15 protein-coding genes are annotated in these 15,358 nt (G+C 40.4%); 5 read left to right on the top strand and 10 right to left on the bottom strand.

Annotation, left to right across the window (positions count from 1 at the left end; translation table 11 throughout):
• Nucleotides 1–29: 29 nt before the first annotated feature.
• The 5 genes from QOL44_RS01795 to QOL44_RS01775 all read left to right on the top strand — a co-directional run bounded on the left by QOL44_RS01795 (nucleotide 30) and on the right by QOL44_RS01775 (nucleotide 7,158).
• Nucleotides 30–2,186: a glycoside hydrolase family 57 protein gene (locus QOL44_RS01795; protein ID WP_009060346.1), complete on the top strand. Its 2,157-nt coding sequence runs from the start codon at nucleotides 30–32 to the stop codon at nucleotides 2,184–2,186.
• Nucleotides 2,174–4,216 carry an alpha-amylase/4-alpha-glucanotransferase domain-containing protein gene (locus tag QOL44_RS01790; protein WP_009060349.1) on the top strand — a complete coding sequence of 681 codons (2,043 nt, stop codon included), beginning with the start codon at nucleotides 2,174–2,176 and terminating at the stop codon, nucleotides 4,214–4,216. The genes QOL44_RS01795 and QOL44_RS01790 overlap by 13 nt, the downstream gene beginning before the upstream one ends.
• 40 nt (nucleotides 4,217–4,256) lie before the next feature.
• Nucleotides 4,257–4,676, top strand: a complete 420-nt coding sequence (locus tag QOL44_RS01785) for a hypothetical protein (protein WP_009060351.1) — start codon at nucleotides 4,257–4,259, stop codon at nucleotides 4,674–4,676.
• Nucleotides 4,677–5,310: 634 nt separating this feature from the next.
• Nucleotides 5,311–6,438 carry an AAA family ATPase gene (locus QOL44_RS01780; protein ID WP_009060355.1) on the top strand — a complete coding sequence of 376 codons (1,128 nt, stop codon included), beginning with the start codon at nucleotides 5,311–5,313 and terminating at the stop codon, nucleotides 6,436–6,438.
• Nucleotides 6,439–6,516: 78 nt separating this feature from the next.
• Nucleotides 6,517–7,158 (top strand): DUF3226 domain-containing protein, encoded by a 642-nt coding sequence (locus tag QOL44_RS01775; protein ID WP_313809432.1) that lies wholly within the window; start codon nucleotides 6,517–6,519, stop codon nucleotides 7,156–7,158.
• Between the two features lie 98 nt (nucleotides 7,159–7,256).
• Here QOL44_RS01775 and QOL44_RS01770 read toward each other — a convergent pair whose 3' ends face one another.
• From QOL44_RS01770 to QOL44_RS01725, 10 genes are all read right to left on the bottom strand, one after another.
• A complete protein-coding gene (locus QOL44_RS01770) occupies nucleotides 7,257–7,706 on the bottom strand; it encodes a DUF5069 domain-containing protein (RefSeq protein ID WP_009060358.1) in 450 nt (149 codons plus the stop codon).
• A gap of 89 nt (nucleotides 7,707–7,795) precedes the next feature.
• Nucleotides 7,796–8,587, bottom strand: a complete 792-nt coding sequence (locus QOL44_RS01765) for a cytochrome c oxidase subunit II (RefSeq protein ID WP_009060360.1) — start codon at nucleotides 8,585–8,587, stop codon at nucleotides 7,796–7,798.
• Nucleotides 8,588–8,596: 9 nt separating this feature from the next.
• Entirely contained in the window at nucleotides 8,597–8,881 is a 285-nt protein-coding gene (locus tag QOL44_RS01760) for a hypothetical protein (protein ID WP_009060361.1), read from the bottom strand.
• 65 nt (nucleotides 8,882–8,946) lie between these two features.
• Entirely contained in the window at nucleotides 8,947–9,360 is a 414-nt protein-coding gene (locus tag QOL44_RS01755; RefSeq protein ID WP_045086747.1) for a hypothetical protein, read from the bottom strand.
• A 128-nt stretch (nucleotides 9,361–9,488) separates the two neighbouring features.
• Nucleotides 9,489–9,785, bottom strand: a complete 297-nt coding sequence (locus QOL44_RS01750; protein ID WP_009060363.1) for a cytochrome C oxidase subunit IV family protein — start codon at nucleotides 9,783–9,785, stop codon at nucleotides 9,489–9,491.
• Nucleotides 9,786–9,821: 36 nt separating this feature from the next.
• On the bottom strand, nucleotides 9,822–10,613 hold the full coding sequence (locus tag QOL44_RS01745) for a cytochrome c oxidase subunit 3 (RefSeq protein ID WP_009060364.1): 792 nt from the start codon (nucleotides 10,611–10,613) through the stop codon (nucleotides 9,822–9,824).
• A 55-nt stretch (nucleotides 10,614–10,668) separates the two neighbouring features.
• A complete protein-coding gene (locus tag QOL44_RS01740; RefSeq protein WP_009060365.1) occupies nucleotides 10,669–12,516 on the bottom strand; it encodes a cytochrome c oxidase subunit I in 1,848 nt (615 codons plus the stop codon).
• 134 nt (nucleotides 12,517–12,650) lie between these two features.
• Nucleotides 12,651–13,289, bottom strand: a complete 639-nt coding sequence (locus tag QOL44_RS01735; RefSeq protein ID WP_009060366.1) for a c-type cytochrome — start codon at nucleotides 13,287–13,289, stop codon at nucleotides 12,651–12,653.
• Nucleotides 13,286–13,882 carry a cbb3-type cytochrome c oxidase subunit II gene (locus QOL44_RS01730; RefSeq protein WP_009060367.1) on the bottom strand — a complete coding sequence of 199 codons (597 nt, stop codon included), beginning with the start codon at nucleotides 13,880–13,882 and terminating at the stop codon, nucleotides 13,286–13,288. Before QOL44_RS01730 ends, QOL44_RS01735 begins: the two co-directional genes overlap by 4 nt.
• Nucleotides 13,883–13,908: 26 nt before the next feature.
• Nucleotides 13,909–15,354: a cbb3-type cytochrome c oxidase subunit I gene (locus tag QOL44_RS01725; protein WP_009060368.1), complete on the bottom strand. Its 1,446-nt coding sequence runs from the start codon at nucleotides 15,352–15,354 to the stop codon at nucleotides 13,909–13,911.
• Between the last annotated feature and the right edge of the window lie 4 nt (nucleotides 15,355–15,358).

Raw genomic sequence — 15,358 nt, 5'->3', positions numbered from 1 at the left:
ATGATAGCCAATAAACAATTTTAATTGTCATGAATATTCTTCTTCTCTGGCACATGCACCAACCCGACTACATTGATCATTCTACCAATGTGGCGCTTATGCCATGGGTCAGGCTTCATTCGGTTCATAGCTATCTGGACATGTTAGAAATGGTGGAAAGATTTCCAGGACTCAAAACGATATTTAATTTTACGCCGGTGTTGCTCGAGCAGATTGAAAAACTAGTACAAAAAGAAGCAAAAGACTTCGTTGAAATTTTAACCAGAATCCCCGCGACCGAACTTACTCCGATCCAAAAACAAAAGATTTTGGAAAATTTTTTCAAAGCAAATTATGAAACCATGATTCGGCCTATCCCTCGGTACTATGAACTCTTGCAAAGAAGAGGCAAGGTAGTTAATTACGCAAGATTAGAAGAATTAACTTCGCTCTTTAGTCCTCAGGATTACTTAGACATACAAGTATTTTATAATCTGGTCTGGTGCGGTTATGCTGCCCGAAAGCAGTATCCTTTTCTAAACGAACTAAGAAAACAGGGCGGAAATTATACCGAAGAGCAAAAAGAAGAGCTTTTGAAAATTCATCACTCCATCCTTTCCTCCATCATCCCAAAGTATAAAATGGCTCTGGACAGAGGCCAGATCGAAATCACCACCTCTCCCTTCTACCACCCTATCCTGCCTCTTATTTATGACACCAATTTTGCTCGCCGCTGCATGCCCTATGTTAACCTCCCCTCTCAATTCAAAGCTCCCGAAGACGCATTGAACCAACTGAAGCTTGGGCAGGAAAAAATGAAGAGTGTTTTCGGTAGACCTGCCCGTGGGCTTTGGCCATCAGAAGGCTCAGTCTGTCCGGAACTTCTTCCACTGTTCAAAGAAGCAGGATTTGATTACTTTTTTACAGATGAATCCATTCTCTTCCGTAGCCTTGAACTTGATCCTCATTGGCGTGGGAAACATGAAGATCATCTCCTTCTTTTTCAGGGTTGGCGGGTAGAGTTGCCAGAGGCTTCTCTTTGTGCCCTCTTCAGAGAAAGACCCCTGTCGGATTTTATTGGATTCAAAGCTTCCCAAAACGATCCAGGACAAGCGGCTAATTTTCTTCTCCATAGCCTTGAGAATACTTGCAAACATATTGATCCCAAAAGAGGGGCAGTTCTTATCGCTCTGGATGGAGAAAATGCTTGGGAGTCTTTTAACGATGGGGGAGAGGCTTTTCTTAGTTCCTTCTACCGGGGACTTGTGGAACATCGGAATTTAAAAACCACCCTCGCTTCTGAGTATTTTGATACCTATCCCCCAGCCAACACTGTTTATAAGCTTTATACCGGTTCATGGATCAACGCTGATTTCGATATATGGATTGGAGATAGCGAGGAGAATAAAGCTTGGGAATGGCTGGGGAAAACCAGGGAATTTTTAACTAAAAATTCAAATAAAGAAGGGAATGCTTCTGAGCTTAAAAGTTGGAAATGTCTTTATGCTGCTGAAGGCAGTGATTGGTTCTGGTGGTATGGTCCAGATTTTTCCACTGATTCCGATCAACTCTTTGATGAGCTCTTCCGCTCACATCTTAAAAATGTGTATGGGTTTTTAGGCTTCACCCCACCACCTTATCTAGACCTGCCTATCAATGTTCCTTCTCTCCCGGTCCCTTATATTTTTCCCAGATTGTACATAAGCCCAAAATTAACAGGAAGACTCGAAAATTATTTTGATTGGGTTGGTGCGGGATTCCTTGACATTTCGGTTCAACAAACTGCTATGTACCAATCGAATCGGATCGGCAAAAAACTGTTCTTTGGTTTTGATAAAAATAATTTTTACCTCCGGTTAGACTTAGCAACAAAACCAGAAATTGTGGTCGTTGACTTTATCTCTCCGGCCATCCATAGAGTCGAATGTGTCGCCAAAGATAGTAACCTATGGGATAAGAAAATTGAAGCCATGGACAGTGCCGGTATTTTTCAGCCTGTGGGAGGAACAATAGAGGTCTTTTGGGATGATTTCTTTGTCCTAGCTCTGCCTGTAGCTGCCATAGGTTGGAAAGAAAATAGTCAAGTTAGTTTTTTTGTAAGGATCCTTAATCATGAACATCTAAGCCTGGAAAGATATCCTGAAAGAGGGACTATTGATTTCCTATTTCCTTCTGAGGATTTTGAGTTACAACAATGGTTCATTTAAAAAAGATCGATATTCTTTGGGTGGTCCATTTTCATCAGCCCATAGGTGTTTTTGCTGAAACCAAGAAAAAATTTACTCATAAGGCCACCCTCCCTTTCCTTCAATCGATTAGGGATCATCCGCAAGTCCGACTTTCTCTCCATTTTAGCGGTAACTATCTAGTCTATCTCCAAGAAAATGAGATAGAGGTTATAGAACTGATTCAAAAATTGATTACTGAGAAGCAGATTGAACTGCTTGGAGGAGGATTTTATGAACCCATCTTTTGTTATCTTTCCAATGAGGATAGCTTGCTGCAGCTTGAAAAATTGAATCGGTTTTTGAAAAACACCTTCGGTCAGTCTCCTAAGGGTGTGTGGCTAGCTGAATCCATATGGGAACCTTATTTTGTCGAGCTACTCTGCCGATCTGGGTATCAATATACCATTTTAGAGGACAGTCTTTTTGAAAATGCTGGTATAACACCCGCAGAAATTAAACAGCCATTTCTTACTCAATTCAACCAGCACGCCATTCATGTGTTCGCTTATCATTCATCCTTCTCAAAAGAAATTCCTTTTAAAGATATCAAAGATATCCATTCCTCATTCGTCCAAATAAGCCACAGGGAAGGCATGCAACTTCTTTGCATTGCTCAAAATGGAGAGCTCTACGGTTTTTGGCCTGATACCAGAGAGCAAATTTATCATAGAGGTCGACTGGAAAATTGGTTGCAATATCTTGAAAATAACGCCTCTTGGATTCAAACCAGACTGCCATCAGAATTTATTGATGGCTACTGGCCAATAATCACCCTGCCTTCAGGTGGAAGAAAAGAACTACAACCTTTTTGCTTACCGTATAAAGCCACATTAGATTACATTTCCGCATTCAATGACTTAAAGGTTAGATTTGATGCTGATAGATTCCTCAAGTTTTTTCGTGGAGGCCACTGGTTAACTTTCCTCTCTAAGTATCCTGAAGCTAATCACATCCATAAAAGAATGCTTCAAGTCAGTGCCAAAATCCGATTATTGCCCAAGGAATTCCAGGAAGAAATCTTTGACTGTCTGTTGGCAAGTCAAGGACATACAGTGTATTGGCATGCCTTTAAAGATGGTCTTTTTGGTAATTATATTCGAGATTCAGCCTTTTATCATATTCTTAAGGCTGAGAAAATGATCAAAGAAAAAGCAGAGCATCTTGTACCGCCTATTGAGCAAAATGATTTTGATGCAGATAAGTTCCCAGAAATTTTCCTCCGCTCTTCCCACTGCTCCTTATGTATCGAACCTTTATATGGTGGCTCTATTACCGAGTTTAATTTCCTCCCCACCTCTTATAACTTAGCCAATACCTTACAACGACATCCCTGTTATTTTCCCGAACCTGTTCCTCCAGACATGTATATCGAAGATTGGCATCAAAGGACTCTCTTTCTAGATCATTTCGTTCCTTTATCCACTTCAGCCTATGATTTTGCCAACAGTTCTTTTTTGGAATATGGGGATTTTGTCAATCAGCCCTACACCATTGTGGAGCTCGTCCAGAATGCAAAGGGACTATCCGTTGTCTTGGAAAGAAATGGAGGGCTGTATTTCATAAACAAAATGTTCCATTTTACCATTAGAAAGGAGTACCTTCTTTCTCCTCAAGGCGAACTTCAAGTCAATTACACCATTACTAATAACGATACCGTCCCTATAGAACTGCTTTATTGTTGTGAAATCAATTATTCGATCCTTTCTGTTGATTCTCTAGACCGTTATATCCTCATTAAGGATAAAAAGCTTAACCCAGGCATGATTTTTGAAGAAGAGCAGGTGAGCGAATGGACCATTTATGACAAGACCAGAAATCTTGCTTGGCAATGGATTCTGCCTGAAGAACCCCTACAAATTTATCACTTTCCTATCTATACGGTCAGTTATGAAAGGGGATTATTCGCTAAAGACTACCAAGGATCCACTTTTGAGATCCTTAAATCTTTTCATCTGCAGCCTAAGGAAAAGATGACATTAAAAATAATTACAAAATTTCTAAATTCCTAGATTGAATTTTTTTAAAAAGTTTCGTAGCCTTCCTGTCAAGGTGAAAAAAGTATTGCTATTACTCATTTCTTGTTCATTGGCTTTTTTAGCTTGCTCTAATAAATCAAAAAAAATTGAATCAGAAGGAACTAAAGGCGCCAAAGCTGGGAAATTGCCTGAAAAAGCAAACGAACCCCAGCCTGGAGGCGGTTCTTCTGGAACTACAGGAGAAAGTACAGCTGGTAGTCCTTCTACCTCCAATCCTCCTGTTTCTGGAGAATATAAACCATGGGGATCTTCTGGAGGTTCGCAGGCACAACAAACCACAAGTAAATATCCAAAAGGGATATCAGTCCCTGGAAAGCCTGGATATGTAAAAAGCCCTTATGCTCCAGATGCGGGTTTGGTGGATGTTAGGGGATTTCCTCCAGGAACGGAAGTCCGTTGTCCTTACACAGGCAAGATTTTCGTTGTCCCCTAATGCTGCAAGCTATTGACCCATTCCAGATTGGAACTGGGTGTTTTTGTATGTAGCTACTAGCCAGCCTATTCTTTGGTCTCTTTCCTAAGGATAGGCTGGCTACAAGCTCATTATTGATAAAAGAAAGTATTGGCTCATCTGCCTGCCAAATTCCTCCGATACACCAAGCCACATTATTGGTGGTCAAAGAAGGTCCTTGGCCAGCTCCTAAAGCATAGCACTTCGTTTGGTTAAGATCTTAAAAGTATGTTACGGGCAACTTTTGCATGGTTTCTCAAAAACGCTTTGAATCCAGCAAAAGGACACGTTCTCGTCTAAGATATCGCTTAAACATTCCTAGTCTTGACGATAATCAAGCGACCCATGGTCTATCCTTTAGGAATCAAGATGGAGCATTACCTGGAACTCGTTTCGATAGTGTGAAATTCTCCGACCAATCCAAAAAAATTGGCCAGAGTATCCACACCGAAAGGGCAAGGAATATCCTAAAAAAGAAAATGCTAGGGTAAGCCTTTCAAAGAAACAATGAACAGGGCTGCTGTGCATCAAAAAAAAGAGAAGATTCTGCCTTTATAAAAGTTTATTTCTTTCTTTTTTAATAAACCGCACGAGTATAACTTACCAAAGAAAGAATATGATTAATTCGCTGAAAATAACGAATTTTCGCTGTTTTAAAGATCTCGCTTTAGAGGGTCTCTCTAGAATCAATATTATTACTGGAGATAACGCGGCCGGTAAGTCGACGATTCTTGAGGCTATTTATATTGCTTGTAAGCCTAATCCAGGAACAATCCAGTGGTTAACTCAGCATCGTGTGCCTCCATCCTATTTACAAAAAGAGGCTTTTGCCTTTTCAATGGGACGTTATTTTAATGATCCGACTTCGCCTATATCTTTTCAGGTTGATAAGAAACAGGCGGGTTCTTCTAAAAACTGGTGCGTTAAGCTGATACTCCACCGTTTATATGATTTTAGCACTCCTTCTTATACCCCTGCTTTTCAAGAAGAAGCTTTTTCTCCTCCAAAAACTTCCAATGTGAACCTAGGGTATAACCCAGAACATGTATTACCTCGATTAGAATTTCATATCCAAGAAGATAATAAAAACCCTGAAGAAAACTGGATTGGATTTATTGGTAACAAAATGGTTCAGGATGGAGTTATTTTCAAAGCAATTGTGCCCAATACGTTCTTTTTTGGCTCCCCAGTTATTTATGATCCATCCGCTTCAGCAAAAATTTTGTCGGCCTTTATTGAAAAAAAAGAAGAGAGTATTTTCTTAGATGCTTTTAAAAAGGAATACCCTGAAGTCACAGATATTTTTCCATTGGTAACCCCAGACTTTCCGCTAGGAGCTGTTTTTTTTGAAATAAAAGATCCAAATATAAGAATTTCCTCGCCTCTCTATTCTTCTGGAACCCACAAATCACTGACTATTTTGCTCATCGCTGCCGATTCCAGATCCTCACAAGGGATCATTCTGGTTGATGAAATAGAAAATGGCATTCACTGGAGTCGAATGAACAGTTTATGGCGACTGTTAAATGATTTTACCACAAAAAACCAAATACAGGTTTTTGCAACCACTCATAGCTACGAATGCCTGGAATATTTTGTCGATGTTATGAAGGAATCTGGAAAAGAAACTGAATTTACCATTATCCATGCAAAAAAGGATCGTAAAACAAATATGCCTTCGGCATCCGTAATTCCTGGAGAATTTGCTGAATCAGCCATCAGATCCAGGCTTGAAATACGATGATTAAAGTAAAGAGGATTCCCCCCACATGTGTGATTCGGAGAAGCAAAAAATACCCCTCTCACAGAAAAAGACCTTCTTATTATTTGCGAAGGAGAGGCAGACGAAGTGTTTCTGAAAAAATTAGGAAAGAACCAACAGATCAATGAATATGAGGTACGGAGTGCTAAGGGAATAGATAAATTTCCTGTAATGTTCAATTCCGCTATTGTGAATTATAAAGATATAACAAAGCCCAATCTTATATTGTTTATTGCTGATGCAGGAGCAGATCCGAAAAAAACTTTTGAAAATCTCGTAGCCCAACTGAGTAATGAAAAGGCAGTAAAAGGAAAGGGTTTAAATTTTCCGATGAGTTGCTGTGAGGTTGCTTCTAATAAAGGCTATCCGGCTATAAAAATTCATCTCCTTCCGGATTGTGATAAAAAAGGCTCACTGGAAACTCTTTGTTATAAAGTAATGAAAGAACAGCATCCTGAAATTGAAGCGTGTATAAGAAACTTTGCCCAATGTACTAATATTGAAAAGTGGTCACCTGAACAAAGGGATAAGGCTTATGTGCAATGCTTTATAGCTTCTACATATCATAAAGATCCAAATAAATCGTTACGTTATTACCTTCAAGAAACCAATACAAGTTTCAATTTCAATCATGAAGAATTAAAAACCTTAGTCGAAGTGATAAGGAATTCTGTAAATACCGCAAAACATTTAGCCACTTGATCAAGATGCAGTTATCCAGCCTTGGAAATGCCTTTAGAAAGCTACCGGTTTTAGAGTCTCCTCAATGAACTGGGATAGAATGCCGTTCTTGTTCAGAATTAAGGCTTTCCTCCAAAGCTGACATAATCGTCTAGATCCAAAAGATCAAACCAACTGACTATATCCTCTCGATCAGGGGCAATTTGCTCAAGAGAGGTTACAAAAAATTTTTTTGAATCAAGATCTGAAGGGCCGCTTCGCTGCAGAACACTAGACCAGTTTTCAATTTGCCAAAAAGCTAATGAAAGAGGCGATATTTTTAAAATTTCTTTCAAAACCTCTTTATCTGATGAAGTTTTAGAGAGAATCTCCAAAAACTGTTTTTCATTAATCTGGAGGAAAGAAAAGAGCTTTTGATCCATGGGACAATTGTACTTATACTCCCCGATCTTTCCTTTGAGCAATGCTCTTCCCTTGTCAATCACTCTAGGGAGTAGTACGAACCCGCCTAATTGCACTCTTGGACTTCGAGGGGGATGTTGTGTTAAATCGAAAGGATCATAATCCATCTTCTCTAGAAATTAGTTTATAGCCGGTTTTAGAATTAACTATATATAGAGAGAGTGGCCCTATCCAACATTAAATTCAAATTACTCAGTTAGTAGCCGGCCACAGAAGGTTGTGCATGATTGTTAGATTCAGCATTCATTTCAGCCATTTGTTTGAGCCAATTATTGTACTCCTCCTGAGACTCAACCACCAGATAGCCTTTCATGGCAAAATGGCCAACTCCACAAAGTTGACCACAGGCAATCTCAAATCTTCCCGTTTTGATAGGAGTAAACCACAATGGTATAGTCAATCCAGGAATCGCATCCCTTTGAATCCGCATTTGAATAACATAGAAATTATGGACTACATCCTTGGAACCAATCTGAACCAGTAAAGGTTTTCCCACAGGCACATGCATTTCGTTCATCGTAACAATATCATCTTTAGACGCCGGATCAGTTTTATCGAGACCTATGGGATTCATTGGATCAATAAGAAAATTATCCCGTTTCCCCAGCTTCCCATCCGCTCCAGGATAATGGAAAAGCCATCCAAATTGTTGAGCAATAGCCTCTACTACAATCGCCTCTGAAACCGATGGTGGATTCAATACCCGTTTCCCCCAGAGTGGGATGGAAAAGCCGAAGAGTAAAACCATCTCAACAAAAATAACTCCCCACTCCAAATGCTTTGGCCAATCAGCTTTCAGCCCTTCATAATTGGCTTTAGGATGCTTTTTACTGTTAAACTTCACCAATGAATAAACAAAAAACGAAAACCAAATAACAAAAAGAATAAGCATAAACCATAAGATCAACTCCATGAATTGATCTACTTGGTGTCCATGTTCAGCAGCATTTGGTGAAATACCTGTAAGTTCCAACAAAAGTGCGATCATAATTCCTTTCTATATTCCGCGTTCAACACTAAACTCTGGGCTTGTTTCTTGAGGCTTGGTGGCATCTTCAACCTGTCTTTCTTGCTCCAAAGCCGCTTCTTTTCTATTCATTTTTATAAAAAACGAAATGAATAGTCCAAAGACTACCCCCAACAACCCTAGGAGAAAAAGGACCGCTGGTAACATCCCTTTCGTCGCTGGTGAGTTGGGAACCGAGCAAATGCCACAAGAAAAAGCTTTGTCTATAGTAAGAGCTAACAGCAACCCTACATATCCAAAGATCCCGCTTTTCATTTGACAACTCCTAGTTAAGGTTTGCTTATTTTTTTGTTACACCCAAAAATCACTTTTTATATTTTTTAATTTTTCCACAGTCTCTCTTCTTCATTGTCTTCTTGTAGATCCAAGAATTCAGCATAATCGGGAGGGGGAGCTTTTGATTTTTTAAAAAGATAATAGATAAAAACCCCAAGCGCTGCCCACACCACAAAAACAATAGTTACCAGAAAAAATCCTGCCCAATCCTCTTTTTCAAAACCTCTCGTTACCCCTGTCATGGAAAAGATCTTTTGATCATTACACAGTGATTGAAAATAAAGCAAAAAAAGGACAACAGCAGTGAGGGCTACGAGATAGTTTTTCTTATTTTTCCTATTCTGGTAGTGTATTTTCATCAGGTTTAATAAATTTTCATTTTCTTCATCTTTAATAGGAACCATATCCCATAGATAACAGCCAAAATGCCAAATAAAAAAGACCCTCCTCCTAGCCATACATATAAAACCTCATGACTTTGTATATAGCTGTATAGAGACCAGGCTCCAAAAGTGAGAAACAAAAGCGTGGCTAGCGTTATAAACACCAAGTGGAATTGTCGAAGGGACATATATTTTTCCTTTATTTATTTTCCTATAGAATCAAAATAAGAAGCTACTAATAATAAAAATAAAGCCAAAACAAAAAGGATCGCAAGACCTATAAGATGATGGATAGTCTTTTTCTCCCAAAAAATATGCATCAGGATCCCTAAAGCCAACAATGCCTGCACGCCAGCAATGACTAATCCTGCAGCAATATTCATTCCCCCTAAATGAAGATATGAAACGGCCACATTGACCAAAGCTAGTATGACCAAAAATCCAAAAACGACAAAATAAGACTTAATCCTCTTTTTTTCCGTATGTATTTCTTCACTCATTGTATCCTTCTCCTTTATATAACGCAGTAATTCTCATTAAAACAAATAGAGTGTTGGGAAAAGGAAGATCCACACTAGATCGACAAAATGCCAGAAAAGCCCTGCTACTTCGACCCTATTGGCTAAATGTTCTGGATTCGTTCTATATAAGGCTGCTCCTGGTCCCCAAAAATAACCCAAGACTAATAAACCACCTAAGATATGCAGCGCATGAATCCCCGTCATCGTAAAATAGGTGGCTAGGTAGGTATTATACTTTGGAACGAAATTAGACCACCAGCGAATTTCCTTTTTAGGGATTTCTAGGACTTTCTCTTCTCCCTCAGGTTTCGAAAAAATGGATTTTAACTGAAAAAGAAAATCTCCAGCATTTTCAGGATCCGGCTTAATTTTTAATACATCAGAATGGATGGCTTCCTCTTCTGTCATCGCCAAATGGCCAGTAATTTCCTGTCCACTATTCAAAATGATCCCGTAATGATGGAACTTATCTTTATATTCAACAGATTTAACGCTGAGAAACAACACCCCGCAAAAAAGAGTGATCCCAAGCCATTTTCTATAATTAGAAAATTGCCGCATCTTTAAGGAACTCCACGCCATCACCATCGTGATACTCGAACTAATAAGCACCATGGTATTAAAGAGCCCCATTGGAACATTAAGGATATGATGCGGCCAATGGGTAGCACCTAGCCTCAGAAAAATATAGGCTGAAAAAAGGCCTCCAAAAAGCATGACCTCAGAAGCTAAAAACAACCAAATACCAACCTTTGCATTATAAAGACCGGTATCCGGTCTGGCAGTCACTGTATAAGGGATCTCCATTTTAAAAACCTCTCCTCTTTCTTATATATGTCTTTCTTATATATGTTTTTTACTTTCAAAAAGAAACCTGGGACAATTTTCCTTCTTTGCTTAGTCTTTCATCCGATTCCCATTGCGGTAAATAATCCTGTTTGTATCCCGGGACACTATACTCGTAAGGATCCCTATAAACCGCTACAGGATGCAGGAAATTTCCATGTCCTGGAGGGGTGGGAGTTGCCCATTCAAGAGTTGTTGCTTGCCAGGGGTTATCATCGGTTACCTTTTTGCCTGCAAACAAACTCCAGAAAAAGTTAATAATAAAGGGAATTTGAGCAATCGCTAAAGCCCAGGCAGAAAAACTCATTACCTGATTCAACCACAAGACATTCTGGGCCATCTGCCAGCCCGCACCTCCATCGTACCATCTTCTATGCACGCCCGCAAACCCCTGCACGAGCATGGGGAAAAAGATGCCATTGAAAAATATAAAAGTGGGCCAAAAATGAATTTTACCAAGAAATTCATTCATGTATCTGCCCGTAGCCTTGGGGAACCAGTAGTAAATACCCGCAAAGAGCGCAAGCAGGGAAGCTGGTGCCATCATGTAATGGAAATGTCCAATCACATAATAGGTGTCATGGAGCACCACATCGGAAGCTGTCCATCCCAAGGGCAAACCCGTTAATCCTCCTATGCCAAACATTGGCAGCCAGGCAAGGGCAAAAAGCATCGGGACATTAAAGCGGATAGAAGCTCCCCAGAGTGAAAGAAGCAAGACCGTTCCCAAAAGAACGGAAGGAATAGAGATGATTGTTGTAAAGATCTGGAAGAACGAGGTGACGGCCTGTCCCATGCCCGTCATATACATATGATGGGCCCAAACAACCATCGATAAAAAGCCAATCGCCAAAAGCGAATAAACGAATACCTTATAGCTCCAAAGTGGTTTTCTGGTATTGTTCGCAAAGATCTCCCCTACAATTCCCATGGTAGGAAGAATCTGAACATAGACTTCAGGATGACCCAAAAACCAGAAAAGATGCTGCCACAGAATGGAGGAACCACCCCCACTAATATCCGCATGCTTACCATTAATAATTAACCCTTCCGGAGAAAAGAAGCTTGTTCCAAAAAGCCTATCCATTAGCTGCATGACCCCTGCTGCTTCTAATGGTGGGAACGCAAGGAGCAACAGAAAAGCAGTGACTAATTCACTCCACACAAAAACAGGCAGGCGCATCCAACTGAGTCCTTTTGTCCTTAACTGAATGATGGTGGTAATGATGTTCACTGAGCCTAACAGACTTCCTGTGATATTAAAGACCATGCCGATAAGCCAAAGGGTTTGGCCATTAAAAATGGGGTGAAAACCCGGTCCCATATCGGCAAAATCAGCCAGTGGCGTATACGAAGTCCATCCCGATTTCGCAGCACCTCCCGGCACAAAAAAACTAACCATCATTATGAGCACCCCCACAAAAAACAGCCAAAAACTGGCCATATTCAGCCGAGGGAAGGCCATATCGGGGGCTCCAATCTGTAAGGGAACCACAAAATTGCCAAAACCAGCAAAAAGCGCAGGCACCAATGCCATAAATATCATCATGGTGCCGTGCATCGCTCCAAACGAATTATACAACTGAGGGGTCATCACCCCACCTGGAGCCATTGAAGAGCCTAGCAATTTTTCAAGAATAGGCCCAAAAATAGGAATCGGTTTTCCAGGAAAAGAAAGTTGCCAGCGCATCAACACCATCAAGAAAAAGGCAAAAAGGGCCACAAACAGAGAGGTCACCATGTATTGGTAACCGATCATTTTATGATCGGTAGAAAAAACGTATTTTCTTATCCAAGAGATTTCTTCATGGCCTTCATGATGACCATGGGCTGCCTGAGAAGTCATTGACATTTCAGAATCCATACGCGTTCTCCCATTAATTGTTATAACATGTATACACTATTCATTTTCTCTTTTTAAGCAATCCACAAAATGCATGCTTTTTCTTATTAATAAAATTGATTTGATTTAAAATTCAATGCGATTTTTTCTGCTTTCTATTCTCCAAGGGTGGATAACTCACTTGGCTTCCACGCTTCCTCTTTTTTTCCATATTTTTCTCTGAACTGTTTGACTTCATTAGCCTCGACTTTATCCCCATGATTGCCCCAAGAATTGCGAATATAGGTCATAACGGCAGCCAGCTTTTCATCGTTTAAGGCCGTTTTCCATCCTGGCATTACCCCATTGTAAGTTTGTCCATTGATCTTAAGCTCTCCAGAAAGACCGTTTAACAATATCGCCGCCAATCTTGCCTTACTCCCAATGACATACTCTGAATTTGCCAGCGGAGGATATTGCCCAGCCATACCCATACCACTTGGCTGATGACAAGCCGAACACATCGCTTGGTACTGCTCCTGCCCGATGGCCATTGGATCAGCAGCGACAGGTTGAGTCTTTTGCAAAACCTTCTCTTTTGGTTTCTCTTTTGGCATATATCCCCAAAAGAGGCTTGTGGTGTCGAAGACCGTTGAACGCCATCCCCCTGTTTCAAACACCAAGATATACACTACCCCTGACAAAATAATAAAGGATAGGAGCCAAAACCAACTAGGAATTTTTCTATTCGATTCTTCCCCTAGGGCTGGTTGTGGGCTGACTGTCTTTTGTGGATTCTTTTCGTTTTCTGTCATTGCTTTTTTGGTTGGGTAGGATAAGATCTATCAAGAGAAAGCAGGTAAGCTACCAGAGCTACAGCTTCCGGTGAGGGCATGATTTGCATGCCATTAGGAAGGGTTCTATCGAGTTCTGGAGGTAGCGCTTCGGGATTCCTTTTTCCTTCCGCTCTGACTTTACGAAAAAGATATTTGTAAGGGGGCATAATCGTTCCAGGAAAAATTTGATTAGGCTCATATAAAAGAATATAAAACCAGCTTGAATCTTTTTTTCTCTTCCCAATATTAGAAAGATCTGGTCCTATTCTCACAATCCCTAGAAAAGGATTGGTCTCGTGATAATAATCCACAGGGAAGGTTCTTCGGTTTCCCCAGCCTCTGGCAATGTCCGAACCCATATTGGCTGGCCTGATTATTTGCGTATGACACCCTGAACAGCCATTAGCTCCATATACTTGTTGGCCCACTTCAACAAGCCCAAAATTAGGCGGAGGGGTTTCCTCTCCTTCCGGCGAAGGATCTAAAACCTGCGAAGGGATAATGATATAGACAAACCATCCAAGCAGAAAACAGAGAAAGATGCCTAAAACCCAAACAATTCGTGCTATCATTGACTACCTTTACAATGGATTATGAGTTAGATAGTTCTCGATAAATTTTTTTCATTCTTTTCGATTCCCTCCTTCTCTACCGGCATTAGGGACATGAGTAACAAAAGAAAACAATAGGTAAGCTGAGAGAAGAGTATCAGCGTAGCAGACATACCAGCTCCTCGCAGATAAGGCAAAACAGATTCTACTACTTGAGAGAAAGGAAGATCAGCATTTTCTAATTCCACGCTCTGGATGATCCCGCCCAGACATAAAAATACAAAAAGAAAGCTTATCCCATAGATATTTGCCCAAAATGTGATCTTTAAAAAGGTCTCCGATAGCCACGGTTTTCTAAAATAATTTGAATAGAGATAATGCGCCATTCCCATGAGAACAAAAGAATAAAAGCCATAGATAAAAAGGACAAGAAAGGCAATTTCTACAAAACTAAAGTGAACGAGCCGGCTAACGAGTGGGATAGCAATAAGTCCATCCCCTATGATCGCAATCAAAAAACAGTAGAAAGCAATCATAAAATATCTTGAAAAGATGTTCTGCTTACTGGCTTGCACTCTTTTTTTAAGCCTTTGCAAAAGATCGATCCCAATGGCAACGGCTCCAAGGATGAGCAAGATTCGAGCGGCAATACCTAAACCTACGATCCAAAGGGGGAAAGGTGCTCCAATCAGATGAGAAGCACTGGCAAAATTAGAACAGAGAAAAAATAGGATTAAGCCCAACCAGCCAAGAAAACTCGAAGATCGTTGATCGTTACCCCCCTCCACATAATCATAGAGCATGGACAAACCAACAGGGGCCATCCAAAGATGCAAAAACCCTTCATTAAACCACCATTCCATGCTTGCAAAAGAAACACCTCGAATAACTAACCAGTGGAAAAAGACAAAAAGACTACCAATCGCCCATGGGAACCACAATAAAGCAATTAGAAGATAACTATGGGAAAGGTTTTTCAAAAAATTCCCACTCACAATCAACTTCTTTACAATCCAATAATTCATCAAGGAATAGTTCAAAAGAAGCAGGAATAACACAAAATCAGGCCAGCCCGCCCATGATAGAGAAGGAATATCCCCAATGAGAACGGCCATCATACCAATAAAAATGGATAGATTCCAAAAAAGAGCGGAGCAAAGAAAATAGCCGCTGCCCTTAAAGGGTTCCTGAGCATTCTTTCCTACAAGATAGAGGCCGTAGGCTAGCCCACCATTCATTCCCCATCCATAAGAAAATACAAGAAAAGAAGCCAATCCGATCCTACCAAAAGTTAACCATCCCCACGATCCAAGCAGGCTTGGAATCACGATCTTACCCGCACCCAAAAGAGCAAATCCCATAGAGACCAAAAGCCAAAAAAAGGCAGCAACAAGCATAAATATCACAGGCATGAAAAAGGATCTGTCGAGAGAGATTGGTCTAGCAACTCCACTCCCAATCCACTCCTGAGACTCTACCATTGGATGGCTCATCGGT

The sequence above is a fragment of the Candidatus Methylacidiphilum fumarolicum genome (genome assembly GCF_949774925.1).
In the GTDB taxonomy this organism is placed as follows: domain Bacteria; phylum Verrucomicrobiota; class Verrucomicrobiia; order Methylacidiphilales; family Methylacidiphilaceae; genus Methylacidiphilum; species Methylacidiphilum fumarolicum.
Note: the sequence above shows the minus strand (reverse complement) of the source record. Positions and strands in the feature narration are given on the sequence as shown.

Bases quoted from the DNA above. Each gene is read 5' to 3' on its own strand.
- QOL44_RS01735 (WP_009060366.1), bottom strand. From the start codon at position 13,289: ATGACAGAAAACGAAAAGAATCCACAAAAGACAGTCAGCCCACAACCA.
- QOL44_RS01780 (WP_009060355.1), top strand. From the start codon at position 5,311: ATGATTAATTCGCTGAAAATAACGAATTTTCGCTGTTTTAAAGATCTC.
- QOL44_RS01750 (WP_009060363.1), bottom strand. From the start codon at position 9,785: ATGAGTGAAGAAATACATACGGAAAAAAAGAGGATTAAGTCTTATTTT.
- QOL44_RS01770 (WP_009060358.1), bottom strand. From the start codon at position 7,706: ATGGATTATGATCCTTTCGATTTAACACAACATCCCCCTCGAAGTCCA.
- QOL44_RS01740 (WP_009060365.1), bottom strand. From the start codon at position 12,516: ATGGATTCTGAAATGTCAATGACTTCTCAGGCAGCCCATGGTCATCAT.
- QOL44_RS01790 (WP_009060349.1), top strand. From the start codon at position 2,174: ATGGTTCATTTAAAAAAGATCGATATTCTTTGGGTGGTCCATTTTCAT.
- QOL44_RS01760 (WP_009060361.1), bottom strand. From the start codon at position 8,881: ATGAAAAGCGGGATCTTTGGATATGTAGGGTTGCTGTTAGCTCTTACT.
- QOL44_RS01795 (WP_009060346.1), top strand. From the start codon at position 30: ATGAATATTCTTCTTCTCTGGCACATGCACCAACCCGACTACATTGAT.
- QOL44_RS01725 (WP_009060368.1), bottom strand. From the start codon at position 15,354: ATGAGCCATCCAATGGTAGAGTCTCAGGAGTGGATTGGGAGTGGAGTT.
- QOL44_RS01765 (WP_009060360.1), bottom strand. From the start codon at position 8,587: ATGATCGCACTTTTGTTGGAACTTACAGGTATTTCACCAAATGCTGCT.
- QOL44_RS01755 (WP_045086747.1), bottom strand. From the start codon at position 9,360: ATGGCTAGGAGGAGGGTCTTTTTTATTTGGCATTTTGGCTGTTATCTA.
- QOL44_RS01730 (WP_009060367.1), bottom strand. From the start codon at position 13,882: ATGATAGCACGAATTGTTTGGGTTTTAGGCATCTTTCTCTGTTTTCTG.
- QOL44_RS01745 (WP_009060364.1), bottom strand. From the start codon at position 10,613: ATGGAGATCCCTTATACAGTGACTGCCAGACCGGATACCGGTCTTTAT.